At 54.3% G+C, this 17,728-nt stretch carries 17 protein-coding genes; 5 read left to right on the top strand and 12 right to left on the bottom strand.

Annotated elements, in window-relative coordinates; translation table 11 throughout:
* On the top strand, positions 1-911 hold a 911-nt coding region (locus ACTHYN_RS14625; protein ID WP_441813151.1), incomplete at its 5' end, for a trans-sulfuration enzyme family protein.
* Here ACTHYN_RS14625 and ACTHYN_RS14630 read toward each other — a convergent pair.
* Entirely contained in the window at positions 906-1,271 is a 366-nt protein-coding gene (locus ACTHYN_RS14630) for a DUF488 domain-containing protein (RefSeq protein WP_441813152.1), read from the bottom strand. The two genes, ACTHYN_RS14625 and ACTHYN_RS14630, sit on opposite strands and share 6 nt — an antisense overlap.
* A 39-nt stretch (positions 1,272-1,310) precedes the next feature.
* Entirely contained in the window at positions 1,311-2,453 is a 1,143-nt protein-coding gene (locus ACTHYN_RS14635; protein ID WP_441813153.1) for an L-lactate dehydrogenase, read from the bottom strand.
* A 217-nt stretch (positions 2,454-2,670) separates the two neighbouring features.
* Here ACTHYN_RS14635 and ACTHYN_RS14640 point away from each other — a divergent pair, with 217 nt between their 5' ends.
* The 3 genes from ACTHYN_RS14640 to ACTHYN_RS14650 all read left to right on the top strand — a co-directional run bounded on the left by ACTHYN_RS14640 (position 2,671) and on the right by ACTHYN_RS14650 (position 4,762).
* The gene (locus tag ACTHYN_RS14640) at positions 2,671-3,384 is read left to right on the top strand and encodes a succinate dehydrogenase iron-sulfur subunit (protein ID WP_441813154.1); all 714 of its coding nucleotides are present in this window, start codon (positions 2,671-2,673) and stop codon (positions 3,382-3,384) included.
* Positions 3,385-3,503: 119 nt separating this feature from the next.
* On the top strand, positions 3,504-3,905 hold the full coding sequence (locus tag ACTHYN_RS14645) for a PA2779 family protein (protein WP_441813155.1): 402 nt from the start codon (positions 3,504-3,506) through the stop codon (positions 3,903-3,905).
* An 11-nt stretch (positions 3,906-3,916) separates the two neighbouring features.
* Positions 3,917-4,762, top strand: coding sequence for a PA2778 family cysteine peptidase (locus ACTHYN_RS14650; protein ID WP_441813156.1), 846 nt, complete (start codon positions 3,917-3,919; stop codon positions 4,760-4,762).
* Here ACTHYN_RS14650 and ACTHYN_RS14655 read toward each other — a convergent pair.
* From ACTHYN_RS14655 to ACTHYN_RS14690, 8 genes are all read right to left on the bottom strand, one after another.
* On the bottom strand, positions 4,759-5,304 hold the full coding sequence (locus ACTHYN_RS14655) for a DUF5610 domain-containing protein (RefSeq protein WP_441813157.1): 546 nt from the start codon (positions 5,302-5,304) through the stop codon (positions 4,759-4,761). The two genes, ACTHYN_RS14650 and ACTHYN_RS14655, sit on opposite strands and share 4 nt — an antisense overlap.
* A gap of 106 nt (positions 5,305-5,410) precedes the next feature.
* Positions 5,411-5,755: a YdbL family protein gene (locus tag ACTHYN_RS14660; RefSeq protein WP_441813158.1), complete on the bottom strand. Its 345-nt coding sequence runs from the start codon at positions 5,753-5,755 to the stop codon at positions 5,411-5,413.
* A 44-nt stretch (positions 5,756-5,799) separates the two neighbouring features.
* Positions 5,800-5,955: a YnbE family lipoprotein gene (locus ACTHYN_RS14665; RefSeq protein WP_441813166.1), complete on the bottom strand. Its 156-nt coding sequence runs from the start codon at positions 5,953-5,955 to the stop codon at positions 5,800-5,802.
* Between the two features lie 101 nt (positions 5,956-6,056).
* The gene (locus ACTHYN_RS14670) at positions 6,057-8,738 is read right to left on the bottom strand and encodes an intermembrane phospholipid transport protein YdbH family protein (protein WP_441813159.1); all 2,682 of its coding nucleotides are present in this window, start codon (positions 8,736-8,738) and stop codon (positions 6,057-6,059) included.
* A 77-nt stretch (positions 8,739-8,815) separates the two neighbouring features.
* Positions 8,816-9,304, bottom strand: coding sequence for a pyridoxamine 5'-phosphate oxidase family protein (locus ACTHYN_RS14675; protein WP_441813160.1), 489 nt, complete (start codon positions 9,302-9,304; stop codon positions 8,816-8,818).
* Between the two features lie 89 nt (positions 9,305-9,393).
* The gene (locus tag ACTHYN_RS14680) at positions 9,394-10,776 is read right to left on the bottom strand and encodes a sodium-dependent transporter (protein ID WP_441813161.1); all 1,383 of its coding nucleotides are present in this window, start codon (positions 10,774-10,776) and stop codon (positions 9,394-9,396) included.
* A 93-nt stretch (positions 10,777-10,869) separates the two neighbouring features.
* On the bottom strand, positions 10,870-12,051 hold the full coding sequence (locus ACTHYN_RS14685; RefSeq protein WP_441813162.1) for an amino acid aminotransferase: 1,182 nt from the start codon (positions 12,049-12,051) through the stop codon (positions 10,870-10,872).
* Entirely contained in the window at positions 12,044-15,622 is a 3,579-nt protein-coding gene (locus ACTHYN_RS14690) for an indolepyruvate ferredoxin oxidoreductase family protein (protein ID WP_441813163.1), read from the bottom strand. Before ACTHYN_RS14690 ends, ACTHYN_RS14685 begins: the two co-directional genes overlap by 8 nt.
* 159 nt (positions 15,623-15,781) lie before the next feature.
* Between ACTHYN_RS14690 and ACTHYN_RS14695 the strand changes: the two genes are divergently transcribed.
* Positions 15,782-16,261, top strand: a complete 480-nt coding sequence (locus tag ACTHYN_RS14695; RefSeq protein WP_441813164.1) for an Lrp/AsnC family transcriptional regulator — start codon at positions 15,782-15,784, stop codon at positions 16,259-16,261.
* Positions 16,262-16,272: 11 nt separating this feature from the next.
* Here the strand turns inward: ACTHYN_RS14695 and ACTHYN_RS14700 are convergent, their stop codons facing one another.
* Positions 16,273-17,490: an MFS transporter gene (locus ACTHYN_RS14700; protein WP_441813167.1), complete on the bottom strand. Its 1,218-nt coding sequence runs from the start codon at positions 17,488-17,490 to the stop codon at positions 16,273-16,275.
* 50 nt (positions 17,491-17,540) lie between these two features.
* A partial coding sequence (locus tag ACTHYN_RS14705; protein ID WP_441813165.1) for a hypothetical protein occupies positions 17,541-17,728 on the bottom strand: 188 nt, incomplete at its 5' end.

The raw sequence follows: 17,728 nt of genomic DNA on the forward strand, positions 1-17,728 counted from the left end.
GACATTACCGGTCTAAACGATACCTGTATAGATGGGGTTATTGGACCGCTTACGGGGATTTATACGGTGGCACACAGGAATTGCTAACCAAACACTTTCAGCCCCTGGGCATTCCTGTCACCTTCCTGCTGCACCACGAACCCGAACAACTGGCCAATGCTCTGAGCGAGCCTGGCATGCTGGTGTACTGTGAAACGCCGGCCAACCCCACACTGGCCATACTGGATATCCGGGAACTGGCAAAGCAGGCTCATGCCAGAGGCGCGCTTCTCGCCGTGGACAACACCTTTGCCTCGCCAATCAATCAACGCCCCCTGGCGTTGGGCGCGGACCTTACCATTCACAGCGCAACCAAGTTTCTTGGTGGCCACAGTGATATTACCGCAGGCGCCGTAATGGCCTCGGCAGAGCAGATTAACCCTATCGCGCTATGGCGGAAAAACCTTGGCCAAATTCTGGCACCAGAAACCGCCGCCCTTCTGTCCCGCAGCCTCAGAACCCTGCCAGTAAGGGTGCAGCAACACAATGCAAATGCCATGACCGTTGCCAACGCAATGGAAAACCACCCAGCCATAGAACGGGTACTCTACCCCGGGTTGCCAAGCTTCTCTGGCCACACGCTGGCCACCCGGCAAATGGATGGATTTGGAGGCGTGCTGACAATCCAGATCAAAGGAAACCGGGAACAGGCAGCCAGTGTGGCAGACAACCTGCAGATTTTTCTTCTGGCGACCAGCCTGGGCGGTGTAGAAAGCCTGGTTTCCCAACCCTGTAATACCAGCCATCACAGCATCAGCCGAGAGGAACGGGCACGCCACGGGATCACAGATGGCATGCTGCGACTGTCTGTCGGGCTAGAGGATGCAAGCGACCTGATCGCAGACCTGAACCAGGCCTTGGCTCAGTTATAAATCGCCGTTATCAAGAAACTCGCGAAGGGCGACAGCGTTGTTGTGCTCTGTGTCCTTTGCGGCGAACACCAGCGTGACTCGCTTGTGTTCTTTTACGATTGCCTGCAGGTCTTCCAGAGCTTCAGCAGCGTCTTGCTTCTTCAGTTCTTTCAGGTAACGCTGCTGAAACTCCTTCCATTTTTCTGGATCATGCCCAAACCATTTTCGCAGCTCGGTAGACGGGGCCAGCCCTTTCAGCCAGGCTTCAAGCCTTGCCTCTTCCTTGGCAACGCCCCGCGGCCATACCCGGTCGACCAAAATACGTGGGCCATCGGAATTAGCCGCTTCTTCGTACGCTCTTTTGGTTCGAATTTCCATCATCAAGCCTCCGTTTTGCTAATCAAAAAAAACAGGTACCGGTTATAGAAGATCATCCGGACACAGTTGTTTCACCGAGTTTTTTCCCAACAGTGCAAGGGTCAGCTCCACTTCATTGCGAAAGTTTTCCAACATTTTCGATACCGCTGCTTCGCCACCCGCGGCCAACGCATACGCCCATGCACGGCCTACCAAACAGCCGTTGGCGCCCAAGCAAAGTGCCCGTACAATGTCTTGTCCAGAGTGCACACCACCATCAAACAAAATCTCGGTTTTACCAGATACAGCTTCCACAATAGCCGGCAACGCCGAAATAGTTGAAGGTGCGCCATCCAACTGGCGACCACCATGGTTAGATACAACAATGCCATCAGCGCCAACATCCACCGCCGAGCGGGCGTCGTCAGGGTCCATAATCCCTTTTATTACAAGCTTGCCCGGCCAGTGCTTCCTGACCCACTCCAGATCCGCCCAGGTTACAGACGGGTCAAATTGCTGATCAACCCAGGCTTTGAAATCCTCGGGGCTTCGGCCCGAAGGCACCGCATCGGAAAGATTGCCAAACGTTAGCGGTTTACCCTTAATGGCAACATCCCACAGCCAAAAGGGATGTGAAAGCAGATCAGACAGCTTTTGAAGTTTACCCCAGGGAGAAAGGCCGCCATTCATTCCATTGCGCACATCCCGGTATCTTAAGCCCAGCTTAGGGAGGTCTACCGTGAAAACCAGAGTGGAATAACCGGCTTTGTGTGCCCGATCAAGCAATGCTTCGGAATAGCTTCGATCCTTCAGAACATAAAGCTGAAACCAATTAGCCGGGCCAGTTGCCTGGGCGACTTCCTCCAGAGAACAAACCGAAACGGTGCTCAGGCAAAACGGCACGTTACTTTGTTGTGCGGCCTTAGCCGCCTGCACTTCTCCCCGCCGCGCAAGCATGCCGGCAAGGCCAACAGGCGCAAGGACCAATGGCAACGAGACATCCCGGCCCAGTATCCGGGTAGCGGCAGACGTACTGGAGACATCCCGCATAACTCGCTGACGAAAGTGAATGTGCTGAAAATCCGCCGTGTTCTCTCGAAGGGTTTGTTCAGCAAACGCACCCCCATCGAGGTAATCGAACATCATCCGAGGCAAGCGGGCCTGGGCAAGCCTGCGGTTATCTGTTGCATTGGCGGGTATAATCATGGTGTTGCACATTCTCCGGTTTCGTCAGCCAAGCAATATCATACCCCCAGCATAGTGGCAGATACGCTTGTCTTGAAACTTTCCGGCAACACCGGAACTGCCTCACACGCACCGAAGTATGATTTAAGTCATTTGAAATTTGCCCGATTTGACAGATGACAAAGCGCAATCCGCTCATTGCTGCTAGAACTCCTACAATAGAAAGAGGAGGTAGACCATGGCAACAATCACCGTTCAACTCTATCGCTACAACCCCGAAACCGACAACGTGCCTTACATTCAGGACATCGAGGTAGATTCGAGTTATCGAAAGCGCATGGTTTTGGATGTGCTGGAGTACCTCAAAACAGTCGACCCCACCCTCTCCTTCCGTCGCTCTTGCCGCGAGGGCGTTTGCGGCTCGGATGGCATGAACATTAACGGTCGAAACGGGCTGGGCTGTATCACCCGAGTAAGCGATGCGCTTGGCAAATCCAACAAGCTGACTATCCGACCACTGCCAGGCATGCCCGTTATTCGCGATTTGGTGGTCGATCAGACTCTGTTCTTCAAGCAGTATGAAAGTATTCAGCCGTGGTTAATCAATGATACGCCAGCGCCGGCCATTGAACGCCTCCAGAGCCCCGAAGACCGAGCAAAGCTTGATGGATTATATGAGTGCATTTTGTGTGCTTGCTGCTCTTCTGCTTGCCCATCCTGGTGGTGGAACCCGGAAAAATACGTAGGACCAGCAGGCTTGCTGCAAGCCCATCGTTTTTTGCTCGACTCCCGAGACACAGCAACGGCAGAACGGCTGGCAAAGCTGGAAGACCCATTCAGCGTGTTCCGCTGCAGGGGTATTGGCAACTGTGCGGCCTATTGCCCCAAAGGGCTCAACCCAATGAAAGAAATTGGTCGAATCAAGGCGATGCTTGTCCGACACCAGGTCTGAACTGAGGGTTAATGCATCTTAATCTGATTTAATCGGCAAATGGCGCGCAAGTGTTTACACTCCCTTCCCGACTGATCCACCAATACAAACCTAAGCGCGTCCATAGAAGGAACAGCCAGATGCAAACGATAAGATCTTATACCCAGTCTGTTTCGGCGATCATGACGTTAGTAATGATATTAAGCTCAATGTGGGCAATTCCTGCCTCTGCCAGCATTGTTGGTACCGGCGAACTCCTCACAGAGCAGCGAGCGGATGTCGATCGCGCGGCTTTAATGGGTATGCTCGAACGGGAAGACGTTAAAAACACGCTGGCGAGCATGGGGGTGGGCGAAAAAGAAGTGCAGGACAGAATTCAAAGCCTAACGCCCGCAGAACTTGCAGACTTCCAACAACAACTGGCAGAAGCACCCACGGGTGAAGGTGTTGTGGGGATTATCGTACTGTTTTTGCTGGTTTTCATCATCACAGACATGCTGTGTGCAACGAATATTTTCCCGTTTATTAACTGTATTCGTTAAGCGGGTTGGCCATGCATGTGTTCTGGCTGACATCAGCCCGGCTTTTTGTTGCAGCGTTCCTGGGAGTACTTCTCTCAGGCTGCGCCAGCCAGCCGCCCTGGCCAGAGTCCTTCGATAGCCATACGCTCACCGAGGTGCCTTTCTATCCACAGGCTCAATACCAATGCGGCCCAGCCTCGCTGGCAATGATGCTCAATACGCAACATGCAGGAGCAACACCCGATGAGCTGGTTAGCAAGGTGTACCTGCCAGAACGCAAAGGCGCCCTGCAGGTTGAGATGGTTGCAGCTGCGCGCCAATACGGAATGCTGGTTTATCCCCTGGCACCAAGGCTTAACAGTATTTTAGAGGAAGTTCGGGCGGGAAATCCGGTTCTGGTTCTGCAGAACCTGCGCTTTGGTTGGTGGCCACAATGGCACTTTGCCGTAGTAATTGGTTACGACAAAGAAGACAAAACGCTGATTCTCCATACCGGCACCGAAGAACATTACCGCCAACCCGCCAGCGGGTTTATGGCAACCTGGGATCGTTCAGAGCGATGGGCCCGGGTAATGCTGCCTGCCGGCCAAATACCTGAAACGGCCGAGCCCCTCACCTATTTGATGGCAGCCCATGATCTGGAAACAACTGATCAGACTGCGGCAGCTACTTCTGCATATCAAGCAGCCGTCGACGCCTGGCCGGATCAGCCTGCAGCCCTGTTAGGCTTGGGGAACCTTGCCTATCAACAAGGCCAATGGTCCGAGGCAGAAGACTATTATCGAACCATGACCGAAAAATTCCCTGACATTAACGCGGGTTGGCACAACCTGAACGAAGCCCTGTTGGAACAGGGCAAGCATACGCCAGCGGATTAACCGGTTTTGGTGGCCTTATCCGCATCCGGTTTCTCGCCCAAAAACATTTTCTCCAAATTCAACAGGCCATCCTGGATAAGATCAAAACCCTTGCCGATTTCCGCGCCCAGGGTCTCGTTCATCATGCCCAGGGCCTCAATCTGATCGCGGGCTTCGGCGTATCCTTTCTCAATACCGGCACGGGCCTGCTCCATCAAACCAGCCAGCTTCTCAACATCGGCACCGGCATCAGCCTCTGCTTGCAGTCGGTTCTGCACAAACCCGAGAATCACGCCGGCAACGTCAGACGCACCAGGTGGTTGGGCCTGCGCCGCGTATTTGTCAGCCCCGGATACGGCTTTGCTCTGGCCACCCATGGTTTCTTGCAACCGCTGCTCCATGCGCACACGCATAACATTAATGGCGTCTGCGGGTGTGCGAATAGTAGCCTGCTTGTCTACACGGGCCTCCTGGGCTACCTGGCCTGCCGGCCGGGCCGCGGACAGCCCTGTATTCACTCGACCGGTCATATCCGGCCCACGACCAATGATTGGCGCTACCATAGCCTTTACCTCCTGCAAGGTCTTATGTGTAACGGTTATCGGCAGGCGCTGGCCTTGCCTTAAGATTCATTGGTTATAACGCCATCAGCCAGTTACCAATTTGGTTCTATTTTTTAATCCAGTGCTCATCCACTTTGATGTACTGCCCGGACGGTGTTTTCTCGACCGCTTTCTGGCCGGCTACTGTCTCCACCTTGGTTACGGCAATGCCGTGTTTTTCAGCAATTTTATTGTAAGCCTCACGCCGGGCATCGTTAATTGCGCTTACTATCTCTTGCGCTTTCGGATCAGAGTTTACACTCGCCAGATACCCCGTCGGCGTCTCACCCACAAGTCCCTGGCTTTTTGCCGATTCGAGAGCGTTCTTTGCTGCATCAAGACTCATGGCCATTGCAGGCAGCGCCAGGCAAAGCGTTAAAGCAAAGACACTGAATCGCGCAACTAATGTCATGGTTAACTCCTTATTAATCCGCTATATACAAAATACCGACACAATCAGAACAGGCCTTTTTCACTGAACAGCTCGTCTACGTCTTTATCGACCTTCACGTAAATCTCATGCTGAATTTTTACATTCAGGTTTACGGTAATCGGCTCCTTCGGCGCGGCCACCTGAACAGTAGGGGTACAAGCTATCAGCAAGCTACCCATTATCAGGCTCGCACACAGAGCAAGCGCGCGCCGGGAAAACCTGGAACCAAATTGCGTCATATCGGTGTACTCCTTTGTTGCCCTTACTCTAACAGGTCGCCTTAATCACGCTCACGCTTCTTCAATAAATTTTTGACTCTTTCTGTGACCGCATCGCTCACCTTGCCGCTTAATTGCAGGCTTCTGAGCAAGGCTGGAATATTTTCTTCCAGATTTATATTCAGTACCACCGGCTGTCCTTTGCCCACCTCCGGACTATTACCCTTAAGATGTAGTGAGAGTAGGAGTGTGCCGTTTTCATCATAATTGATGCCGCTGTCCAAAACTGAATAACGAAAATCCTTCAACGCTTTTGCCACAAGCTCCATGGCTTCGCTCTGATTGCCAAGCGCCTTTAATCGTTCGGCGGTCAACTGTATACGCCCCCCTGGCTTGAGCGCATCAATACGGCCCTGCTTCACCCTTATTCCGGTAGCCGGATCAAATAACACAGGGAGAGTGCCGCTGAGAATACCTGTGCCTGCCAGCCCTTCTGTCGGGTAGAGCTGCAGAAGGCGTGCAAGGTTAAGCTGTTTGAGTTTAACGGGAATCGTCACCGGCGCCTGCGCCAAATCCCAACTCTCTGGCTGGACGGTTACCTCGCCGCCCAACGCGCCGGAAACAGCCTTTTCTACAACTAACTGCCCGGCAGCTAACTGGCCCAAAGGTGCCTCATACTGCCCTGCCAACTGCACTGGACCAAATGGTATCCCTGGGTTTACTTCCGCAACGGTCAGTTCCGGCGTTGAGACCTTCATGCGCCCTTCGTCCAGAAGAAAATCAGCAGAGCCATTCATTCGGCTCCAGGTGGTGCGATCGTATGTACCACTCCAGTCTGCCAGCACCAGATTTCCGGTCAGGTATACCGCGCCGCTCTTCGGCTGCTCATAAGCGGCGTTAGCGCTAACGGTGCCGCCGGATACCGTAAGCAGCTCTGGCCATGCGGTGAAAATACGGGATAAAGCCTCAGCTTCCTGCTCGCCGCTCACCCGCATTTTGCCGGCCAGTCGAAAAGGACCTTGATATGGCACATTCAGATCAAGGTTCACGCTGGTTCCTGCCTTGGCTTTAAGCAAACCCGTGACGTTCGTGCGTGTCAGGTTACCGTTCAACGCGCCCTCAAAACGCCAGGGTTGAGGCCGTAATTGGGGGTGCTTAACCTGCTTCGCAGTGAGACCAAGTGGCCCACTCAAACTGAATTTTCCTAACCTGCTCTGTGCTGGCAGGTAGCTGGCCTCCAGTATTGTATGGGCGAGATCCATACGAAGACCTTTGAGCAAGGTCTCATCTCCAGACACTCCCGCTGTGCCAGCAAGTGGCTCAAGCTTGTCCGCCTTCAGAATCGTCGGCCCCTTGAATTTCAAAACCGCTCTGGTGGTATCCAGCCAGCCTGTCAGTTCAATTTCGGCCCGGGGTTTGGTTAGCAACCATCCCGAAGCTTCCAGCTCGGGCAATGCTGCGTGCAGGTGGGTTTTCCCAAGCTCTACCCGCCATGGAGCACGGGTGGTTATCGCAAGGTGGGAGCGCATAGAAACATCTGCTCCAGCGCGGCTGCTCAACTCTACGTTCAACGGTAACAATGTTTGTTCTGCGACTGCTTTAACGGCTGGAGAAACCGGCGCAACCGGCTTACCTGGCCGAACAGACAGTGATAAAGAACCTGGTTGCATCAACTCCGGCAATGTCTTGACCCAGGCCGCAGGATGCTTCAACTCTATATCGGCATTCAGAGTGTCGGGCTGCCACTGTCCCTGCCTGGCATCCAGAGCGATCTCTAAACTGCCGCTTATTTTCCCCACCCCGGGCACAAACCAGGGCTGCGGCACTCGTGCTTTAACTTTCAAGCCACCCGTTGCCTGCGCCAAAAACCTTTCATTCCCCGCCCCCTGCAACTTCCAATCCGCGCTAATGGTTGCTGTTTCAGGTTGCTCTGGCCAGGACTCGGTAGGGATGCTCTGCCAGGTTTGAAGCCACGCCAGCAACCAGTCTGTTCGGGGCAGGTCTGATATGTCCACCGCGCCATCCCAGGAGACCAGACCATTTGCATTTTGTTTGTGATAACCGGATTCAACAGACACGTAGCGGGTGCCATCAACCGCCAACTCTGCCGCAAGGCTCAGCTCATCAAGCCAGGAGCCATCAAGCGTTGCCTGCACGTTAATGTAGTGCCCTTCGTGATCAAGCTGCAGGTTGGCTTTAACAGGAAGCCTGGTGCTTGCGGCCAGGCCAGGCTCGGGATCAGGGTGGGAGCTGGTGATCGACAGGTCTCCTGCCAGCGGGCAGCGCCCCGCCTCGCAAGGCAGAGTCACCTCGAACTGCTGAATGATTACCTCAGAAGGCATCCATGCTGGTAGATCTGGCGGCCACGGGCGCTTAGATGAGGCTTGAGGTTTGGCAGCAGAAGACCCTACCTGTTTTGTGTACCAATCCAGTTTCAGGGTTTTCGCTGTTAGCTCCATCAACCGGGGTGTCCATCCGCTATCCCAGTCCGGCCAGCGCCAATCCAAGGCCAACTCCCTGCCCTGCAGCACAACTTTCCTTGTTGGCAGAGACTGGGTGAGTTCTAACTGGCGTAAAGATACCCCACTCAGCGAAAGACCCAAGCCTTGCCACTCGAGCGTTTCAATACCATTGCTTTGCAGCGTCTCGTTCCAGAAGTAGCGTACTGCCAGAGCACCCAGCAGAACGGCTAGTACCCACACCGTAAATAAACCCCAGACAAGTGGTTTCCAGGCAATGCGCATTAGGAACTATCCCTGGCTTTTTGTGGGCTCTTCAACACAGCCTGAGGCGCCCGCAGGCGCCCAACTACTTACTCCGATTACTCTGAACCGAACTTTTGGTGCTCTCCCAGGTTCGTCGTTTCATTCTGCGCGCTGGCTTTTGCGATTTCGAAGAACTTCACCATCTTGCTGTTGTTGCTGTTCCAGAACTCACCTTTGTGTACTTTGACTTCCAGCAGACCCACGTTGGGATCATCTTTACCCTCGGGAAACCAGGACGCCACGAACGGGTTCCAGAATTTATCAATAAGCTTTTTGTCCCGGGTTACCTGACCCACGCCTGTCAGCGAAACATAGGTGTGATCGTGGGGGTCACTGAACGATACGCATACGTCGTTATCTTCCTCAAGCTCAAACACTTTTTCCGAGTTCAGGTCACTAAAAAACCACAACGTACCATCGTATTCGTCCTGCACCAGGTACATTGGCCGTGCCCGTAACTCGCGCCCATGCAGCGTGGTTAACATGCCCGCCTTAATGCCTTTAATCAGCTTCCAGACTTTTTCTTTATGTTCAGGTGTGGACATTGTCTTTCTCCATTTGCATTCAATCAGGATAACGCCCTGGTTGATCTGACGTTTTTCGACCCGAGATACCGCCCTCTTCGAGATCGGCCTCAGATCAGGTTATAAAGAAACACAACCGCAATACCCGCCGGCGTTATGAATTTCAGTACTACCATGAACGCGCTGTAGGCGCCACCTTGAAGGCCGATATCCTCTGCCAGCCCTTCGCGCCGGATAGCCCACCCGGCAAACAGAGCAATGGCAAGACCGCCCAAAGGCATCATCACGTTTGAGACCAGAAAGTCGAGCAGATCGAACACGGTTTTACCTTCGAAAAAGCTGATAAAGCCCAGTGGATGCACATCGCCCCACAAGTTAAACGACAGCACCGTGCCTATGCCGATAAACCAGGCTGCAAGCCCGCCGCCTATGGCGCTTTTTACCCGGTTTGCACCTTTGAACTCTTCAAGCCATTCAACAACCGGTTCCAGCATGGAGATTGCGGAAGTGATGGCCGCTACCAGCAGCAACGCAAAGAAGATGGCACCAAAAATAATACCACCACCCATCTGACCAAAAGCCAGCGGCAGAGTGACAAAAATAAGCCCCGGCCCTGCGCCTGGCTCCAGGCCGTTTGCAAACACCAGCGGAAAAATCGCAAGCCCGGCAAGTAACGCCACACCGGTATCCAGCACGGCGATGGTCATAGCCGTTTTGGCGATGTTGATGTTTTTCGGCAGGTAGGAGCCGTAGGCCATGAGCACGCCAATACCAATACTGAGCGTGAACGCCGCATGGCCAAGGGCAACCAGAACACCTTCAGTGGTAAGCCGGCTGAAATCCGGCGAGAACATAAAGCTGACTGCACGGCCAAAACTGCCACTGTTCATGGCGTAGAACACCATTACCACGAGCAACAGAAAAAGCAACGGCATCAGCAGGTTAACTGCCTTTTCAAGGCCGGAACGAATACCTCGGCCCACGATAAACGTTACAATAAACATGAAAACCGTGTGCCAAAGCAGCAGTTCCCAAGGGTTGGCCAGCAGGTTATTAAACTGCCCACCTATGGCTTCTGCATCTGCGCCCACGAACAGGCCGACTGCCGCCTTACCAATGTATACCAGGGCCCAGCCACCGATCACCGCATAAAACGACAGCACCAGAAAAGAGGCAACCACACCGTTCCAACCGATAATTCGCCAGCCTTTGGAGGTGCCCTCGGTTTTTGTAAGGGTGCGCATGCTGGCCACAGGGCTTTGACCGCCCCGGCGCCCGATCATGATTTCGGCGATAAGAACCGGCACGCCAATCAGGGAGATAAAAGCGAGATAAACCAATACGAAAGCACCACCGCCGTTCTCACCGGTGATGTATGGAAATTTCCAGATATTGCCAAGCCCAACGGCCGAGCCGGCTGCAGCCAATACAAAGGCCATTTTGGAGGTCCAGAGGCTGCTGGCCTGCTGGTGGGGATGAACCGTCTCACTCATTGCGTTCTCCGAATAATTGTTTTTGTCGGATCGTCATTAACAAAGCCCCTGTAAAAGAGGCTTTGGCTGTGTGCTGTTTCCGGGATAACTCGGTTACATAACGCTGCGCACCGCGCTGGCAACATTTGGCAACACCAGATCATTCAAGCCAGCCACATTCACCCGACTGCTTTCCAACATGTAAATGCCGTGTTCTTTTCTTAATAGACGAACCTGTTCTGGCGTAATACCCAGGAACGAGAACATGCCCCGTTGCCGGGCTATAAAGCTAAAATCGCCCACAGGCGCCAGCGCTTCGGCAAAGGCGTGCCGCAGGCCAAGAATGCGCTCACACATACCACCCAATTCGCCCTGCCATTGGGCGCGCAAGGCGTCATCACCCAGAATGGTTTCAACGATGGCCGCCCCGTGTGCCGGGGGCATGGAATAGTGAGATCGCACAACGCTTAACAGCTGGCTGGTTGCTGCCTTATTGATAGCCTCGGTGGCAGAGACCAGCATCAAGGCACCCGTGCGCTCACGGTACAGGCCGAAGTTCTTGGAGCAAGACGCCGCAACCACCATTTCAGGCACCTGACTGGCCAGATAGCGAAGGCCGGCTGCGTCTTCTTCAAGCCCATCGCCCAGCCCCTGGTAGGCCATGTCCACAAAGGGCAGCAGCCCTTTACGTTGGATCAACTCGGTAACCATCTGCCACTGATCGAACGTAAGGTCAGCACCGGATGGGTTGTGACAACAGCCGTGCAGTAGCACCACATCCCCTGCTTCAGCACTTTCCAGGCTGTTTAGCATGGCGGCGAAATCTACCGTTAATGTCTCGGGATTAAGATAGGGATATTCGCGAATGTTCAGGCCAGCACCGCCGAGTAGTGGCATGTGGTTCGCCCAGGTGGGCGTGCTAACCCAAACCCTGATGTCTGGCTTGCACAACCGGAAAAACTCAGCGGCCATGCGAAGTGCGCCGCAGCCGCCCGGCGTTTGAATCACCGAGGTCCGGCCTTCACGAATCAGGGTGCTACCCTCACCCAGAATGAGGCGTGCCATGGCTTCGTTAAAGCCTGCAGAGCCCGCGGGCCCTACATAGCTTTTAGTCGTTTCACCCTCAAGTAAGCGGCGCTCAGCCTCGTGTACCGCCGCCATGATGGGTGTGTTGCCCGTGTCGTCCTTGTAGACGCCGACGCCCAGGTCCACCTTGCCTGGCCGCGTATCATCGCGGTACATCTGCATCAATTGCAGAATCGGGTCTTGAGGTAACGGTTTAAGCGCCTCAAACATGGTCTGCCTCCTTGTTGTCGGCCTGTTGGGTGCGAATCAGAGTCGGGCGGCCGGTATCCAGGGCCTTGGTCAGCTGTTGCTGTTTTTCTTGAATGGCTTCTGCTGCCTGTTCACGCACCGGGCCGTAGCCCCGCACCTCGCTGGCCAGCTCTGCCAGTTGCAGGAAAGTGTCGTAATTGCTGGTATCCAGCTCATTGACAATGCGCTCAACCAGCTTCTGGTAGTCTTTCAATTGCGCCCGGTCCATCTTCCGGTCAGCGGAGTAGCTAAACGGATCAATGGCTGTGCCACGCAACACCCGGAATTTGGCCAGCAGCTTGAAGGCCCGGAACATCCAGGGGCCGAACTGGCGCTTCCTGGGTCGGCCCTGGGCATCCGTGCCCCGGTTCATAAGGGGCGGAGCCAAGTGGAAGTGGATTTTGAAGTCGCCTTCGAAGGTGTTGTTTACCTCCTTCATAAAGTCGGTTTCTGCAAACAGACGGGCGACTTCGTATTCGTCTTTGAACGCCATAAATCGATATAGCTGCTGCGCAACAGCACGGGTGAGCAATTGATTTGTCTCACCCAGGCTTTCCTCTGCGCTACGAACTTGTTTTACCGCCTCAGTATAACGGTTAGCCCAACGCCGGTTCTGATAGTTCACCAAATGCTGGTGGCGGGTGCTAATCAGTTCATCCAGGCTTGGCTCTGCTTTTACTTCCTCTACTTTGGTTCCGCCTGTGTCCAGCAGGTTGGTGATTACCTCCACATCTACAGCGGCAACACGGCCCCAGCCAAAGGCTTCCTTGTTGCGCTCAACAGCTACACCATTCAATTCAATGGCTTTCATCAGTGCCGCTTGCGACAAAGGCAAAAGTCCCCGCTGCCAGGCAAAGCCCAGCATCATTACGTTGGAGAACACCGTATCGCCCAGTAGCTTCTCGGCAATGTCGTTGGCGTCAAACCGTGCGAAATTATCATCTCCAACAGCGTTACGAATCAGATCCAGGCGCTTATCTGCCTGCATGTCTGCATCCCGGAACAACACATAATCCGCCGTGGGCAACTCAGCTTCGTTGGCGACGACACGGGTGTGGTTCGGGCGCAATACGCTCAACGCTTTTTGTGAAGAAGCCACCACCAGATCACAGGCGATCACCGCATCGGCCTGGCCGTTGCTGATGCGTACCTGGTGCAGCTTGTCTGGAGACGGCGCCATGCGCACGTAACTCAGCACCGTGCCGCCCTTCTGGGCAAAACCGGTGAAATCCAGCACTGATGTACCACGGGCCTCCAGGTGAGCCGCCATGGTAATGAGCTGGCCCACAGTCACTACACCCGTGCCGCCAACGCCGCCTACCAGCACATCGTAGGAGCCCGCCAGCTGCGGCAGAACCGGCTCTGTAATATCCTTTAGCTTGCCTGTGAGCACAGAACCTGTGTCCATACCCCGGGATTTGCGCAGTTGGCCCCCCTCGATGGTGACAAAGCTTGGGCAAAAACCATTCACGCAGGAGTAATCCTTGTTGCAGGACGACTGATCAATCTTACGCTTGCGGCCCAGCTCCGTTGGTCGTGGCACCACAGAAAGACAGTTCGATTGCACCGAGCAATCACCACAGCCTTCACACACATGATGGTTGATAAACGCCCGCTTGGCCGGGTCCGGATACTGATTACGCTTGCGCCGGCGGCGTTTCTCGGCCGCACAGGTTTGGTCGTAAATCAGAATAGTGCAGCCAGGAATGTCCCGCAGTTCGCGCTGCACGTTATCCAGCTCTGTGCGATCGTGAAAAGTAACGTCGCTCGGGAACAACTGCTTGTGGTCATCGTACTTTTCCGGCTCATCACTGAGCACCACTACTCGTTTAACGCCCTCGGCAGCCACCTGTTGCGCGATCATCGGCACGGTGATCTGACCATCCACGGGCTGACCGCCTGTCATGGCCACCGCATCATTAAACAGAATTTTGTAAGTGATGTTAATGCCGGCAGCGATTGCCTGACGAATCGCCATAGAGCCTGAGTGGAAATATGTGCCCTCACCCAGGTTCTGGAACACATGGGGGTTGCCGGTATACCGGCTCTTACCTATCCAGTTAACCCCTTCGCCGCCCATTTGAATCAGCGATTCTGTGTTGCGGCCCATCCACGAAGCCATAAAGTGGCAACCGATACCGGCCAACGCCTTACTGCCCTCGGGCACGTGAGTGGAGGTATTGTGGGGGCAACCTGAACAGAAATACGGCAGGCGCTTAACGCCACCCGGGTCCTCAGCGTTGGTCATATTGTTGATAGCCGCCAGGCTATCGCTGAAGTCATTGCCAAAGAACCTGCCAAGGCGTGCAGCCAGAAAACCTGCGACCAGCTTGGGGCTTAGCTCGCCTACATAGGGAATCAGCGGGCGGCCCACTTCATCCTGCTTGCCGGTGATTAATACCTCGCCAGGGTGATCCGGCTCCGACATGGCTTCTTTAATCTGGCTTTCGATAATGCCGCGCTTTTCTTCGATAACCAGCACTTCTTCCTTGTTGTGCACAAAGTTGAGAATGCCTCGGCGTTCGAGCGGCCAGACCATACCAATTTTATAGATATCCAGACCCATCTCGCGGGCGCGGGCTTCATCAATGCCCAACAGATCCAGTGCTTCCAGCAGGTCCAGGTGGCCTTTACCGGTGGTCACTATGCCAAAGCGTGCGTTCGGCTCATTAAACAAACAACGGTCGATAGGATTGGCCCGGGCAAACGCCTGCACAGCCTCTAGCTTGTCTTCAATCCGGGTTTCCAGCTGCGGGCCAGGCAGGTCTGGCCAGCGATAGTGCAGCCCGGTCTCTGGTGGGGTGAAATCATCGGGGGTGACAAAATCGGGCAACGGCGGGAGTTCTATAGACGCAGCGCTTTCCACAGTTTCGGAAACCGCCTTGAACCCGACCCAGCAGCCACTGTAACGAGACAGCGCAATACCCCAGAGGCCGAACTCCAGATACTCGGCAAGATTGGCCGGGTTGATTGTGGGCATGAAAAAGCTCATGAACGCCACATCAGACTGGTGCGGCATGGAGGAAGACACACAACCATGGTCATCACCGGCCACAACCAAAACGCCACCATGGGGAGAGCTGCCATAGGTGGTGCCGTGCTTTAGCGCGTCACCGGCGCGGTCTACGCCTGGTCCTTTGCCATACCAAACACCAAATACGCCATCTACCTGGCGATCATCGTCCGTTTCTACCTGTTGCGTACCCAGCATAATGGTGGCCGCAAGGTCTTCATTCACCGCGGGTACAAAATCGATACGGTTTTTATCAAGCAGAGTCTGTGCTTGCCACAGCGCCTGGTCGTAGGCGCCCAGCGGTGAGCCACGGTAGCCACTGACCATGCCGGCGGTATTCAGCCCCAGCTTGCGATCCAGCGCGGCCTGCATCAAAGGTATGCGAACCAGGGCTTGCGAACCTGTCATAAATACCCGGCCGGATTCTCGCAAGTAACGGTCTTCGAGCTTGTAGTTGTCCAGCTCTGGACTGCCCGGCGAACTGCCTGCCTGAGCTGAGCCTGTCTGAGAGTTATCAGAATGAGACGTGTCGGTAGACATAAGCCCTCTCCTTTCTTGTCGATTTTATGACCAAAAGTCTAGAGGGAAGTTCGCAAAAGGTGCTTGCTTATTGAAAGGTTATTTTTTCCGTTTGCGAAAGATTATTTGCTAAACGACAATATCGGGAAATATCCTTTGATAAAAATCAGGTGTTACCAAATGAAACAAGCTGAACTGGACAAGCTCGACCAGCGCATTCTGGCAATACTGCAACAGGACGGTCGGCTCAGTAACCAGCAGCTGGCAGAACAGGTTAACTTATCACCGGCTGCTTGCTGGCGGCGTGTAAGAACTCTTGAGGAAACCGGCATCATTAAAGGCTACAGCGCACATGTGGCCCCTGAAAAAGTCGGCCAGGGGTTGTGTGTGCTGGTGAATTTGTCGCTGCAAAGGCACACCATAGACAGCACGGCAGAAATAGAGCAACAGGTGAGTAGCTTCCCCGAGGTACTTCAATGCTTTGCTGTGACAGGTAATGCCGATTTTGTGATGCGGGTGGTGGTGCCGGATATGGCTGGCTATGATCGCTTTTTAAACGAAAAAATATTCACGTTGCGGGGCATTGCGCAGGTTCATTCCAATTTTGCACTGCGGGAAATAAAAAACACACACACCATCCCCGTAGGAGATACTGAGTAACTTATGGACACTTAGAGCGACGTGGCTTGCTGAGCTTGAAGGCGAAGCAGTAGTGCTGCCACCAACACCACAAAGACGCCGGAAAGCCCAAACGAAAGGCCAAAGCCGCCCAGCCCCAGAACAGCACCGAACACTAAAGGTGCCACAAAGTGAACTGCGCGGTTGGCCATCAGCCGCATACCCAAGGCGCCTGATCGCTGCTCGCGTTCCACACTCTCTGCCAGAACCACCATCGATAAGGGTTGCGTAAGCCCCCCGCCAAGCCCTACCAGAATGGATAGCAGTGCAATCACAGGCACATGACCGGCAAACCCCATGCAAGCCAGGCCCACAGAGATGGCGCACAGTGCCAGAAGGGTTGCTTGTTTGCGCCCGCCAGCGACGCCGATAATTCGTGGAATAAAGGGGCGTATCACCATAGAAGTGGCCGACCTCAAGCTTACCAGCACGCCGATCATCACCGCGCTCATGTTCAAGCTGTCGAGATACACGGGCAGGTAACTGCCGAAAACGCCTAAGGCGAACATGCCAGCGACCGTAATCGCAATCGACACCTGAACGCCGGTGTTGCGGCGGATTAGAGAAGCCTGGGCACGAAACCCGGTTTGCTTACCGGTTACGGCCATGCCGTGAGTTGCATCGCCGGTCAGTGACAGGCCAGTTATACCTCCCAGCAACGCGATACCGGCCATCACCAGAAACAGGTTGTTAACGCCGTCCGCCCAGTGAATCCAGGCGCCTGCCATCAGCGGACCTACCACCTGCCCACCAGACAGCCAAGTGGAATACCAACCAAAATAGCCTTCCAGTTTTGAGCCAGATGCCAATGAGGAAATGATTGTTTGCGCCGACAGCACCATCTGCAGTTGAGCCAGACCTATTAAAAGCTGGCCACCGATCAGCCCGTAGTAACCGGGCACTAACTGCATAAGCAGCAGGCCTGCAGCCATCAAAAAGCCACCGGCTACCAGCGTAACCCGGCCACCATGGCGTGCGACCACGCCCCCAAGAGGAATAGCCAGCAAAAAAGGAAGTAAAAACTGGGAGCTTAGAATAACGCCCAGCATTAATGGGGAAGCCCCGAGCTCAAGGCCGTAAACCGGCACGGTCACCAGTAGCATTGAGTACACAACGAAACAGAATGTGAGCGATACACACACTGCAACGAAGTTCTGGCCGGCTTCATTCGCCGGCCGTTTCGGGGCATTTTTCAGGGTTGGTTTTTTAATACATCACCGGATAAGCCATTATACGATCACCATGCTGCCGGCTTCAGACATCAAAAATCGACTGTCAGCCCCAAGTTCAGGCGGCGTCCGTCTAGCACAACACCGTAGGTTTCGTTCGTTACCTTCTTGTCGCCAATATTGTACACGCCGGCCTTCACTCGTGCGCTCTCGTTCAATCGGTAGGTCAGGCCTGCATCCACAAAACCGTAGCCTGGTGTGCCTTCGTCCATGCTCTTGC

This window comes from Marinobacter sp., from assembly GCF_052091845.1.
Taxonomy (GTDB): domain Bacteria; phylum Pseudomonadota; class Gammaproteobacteria; order Pseudomonadales; family Oleiphilaceae; genus Marinobacter.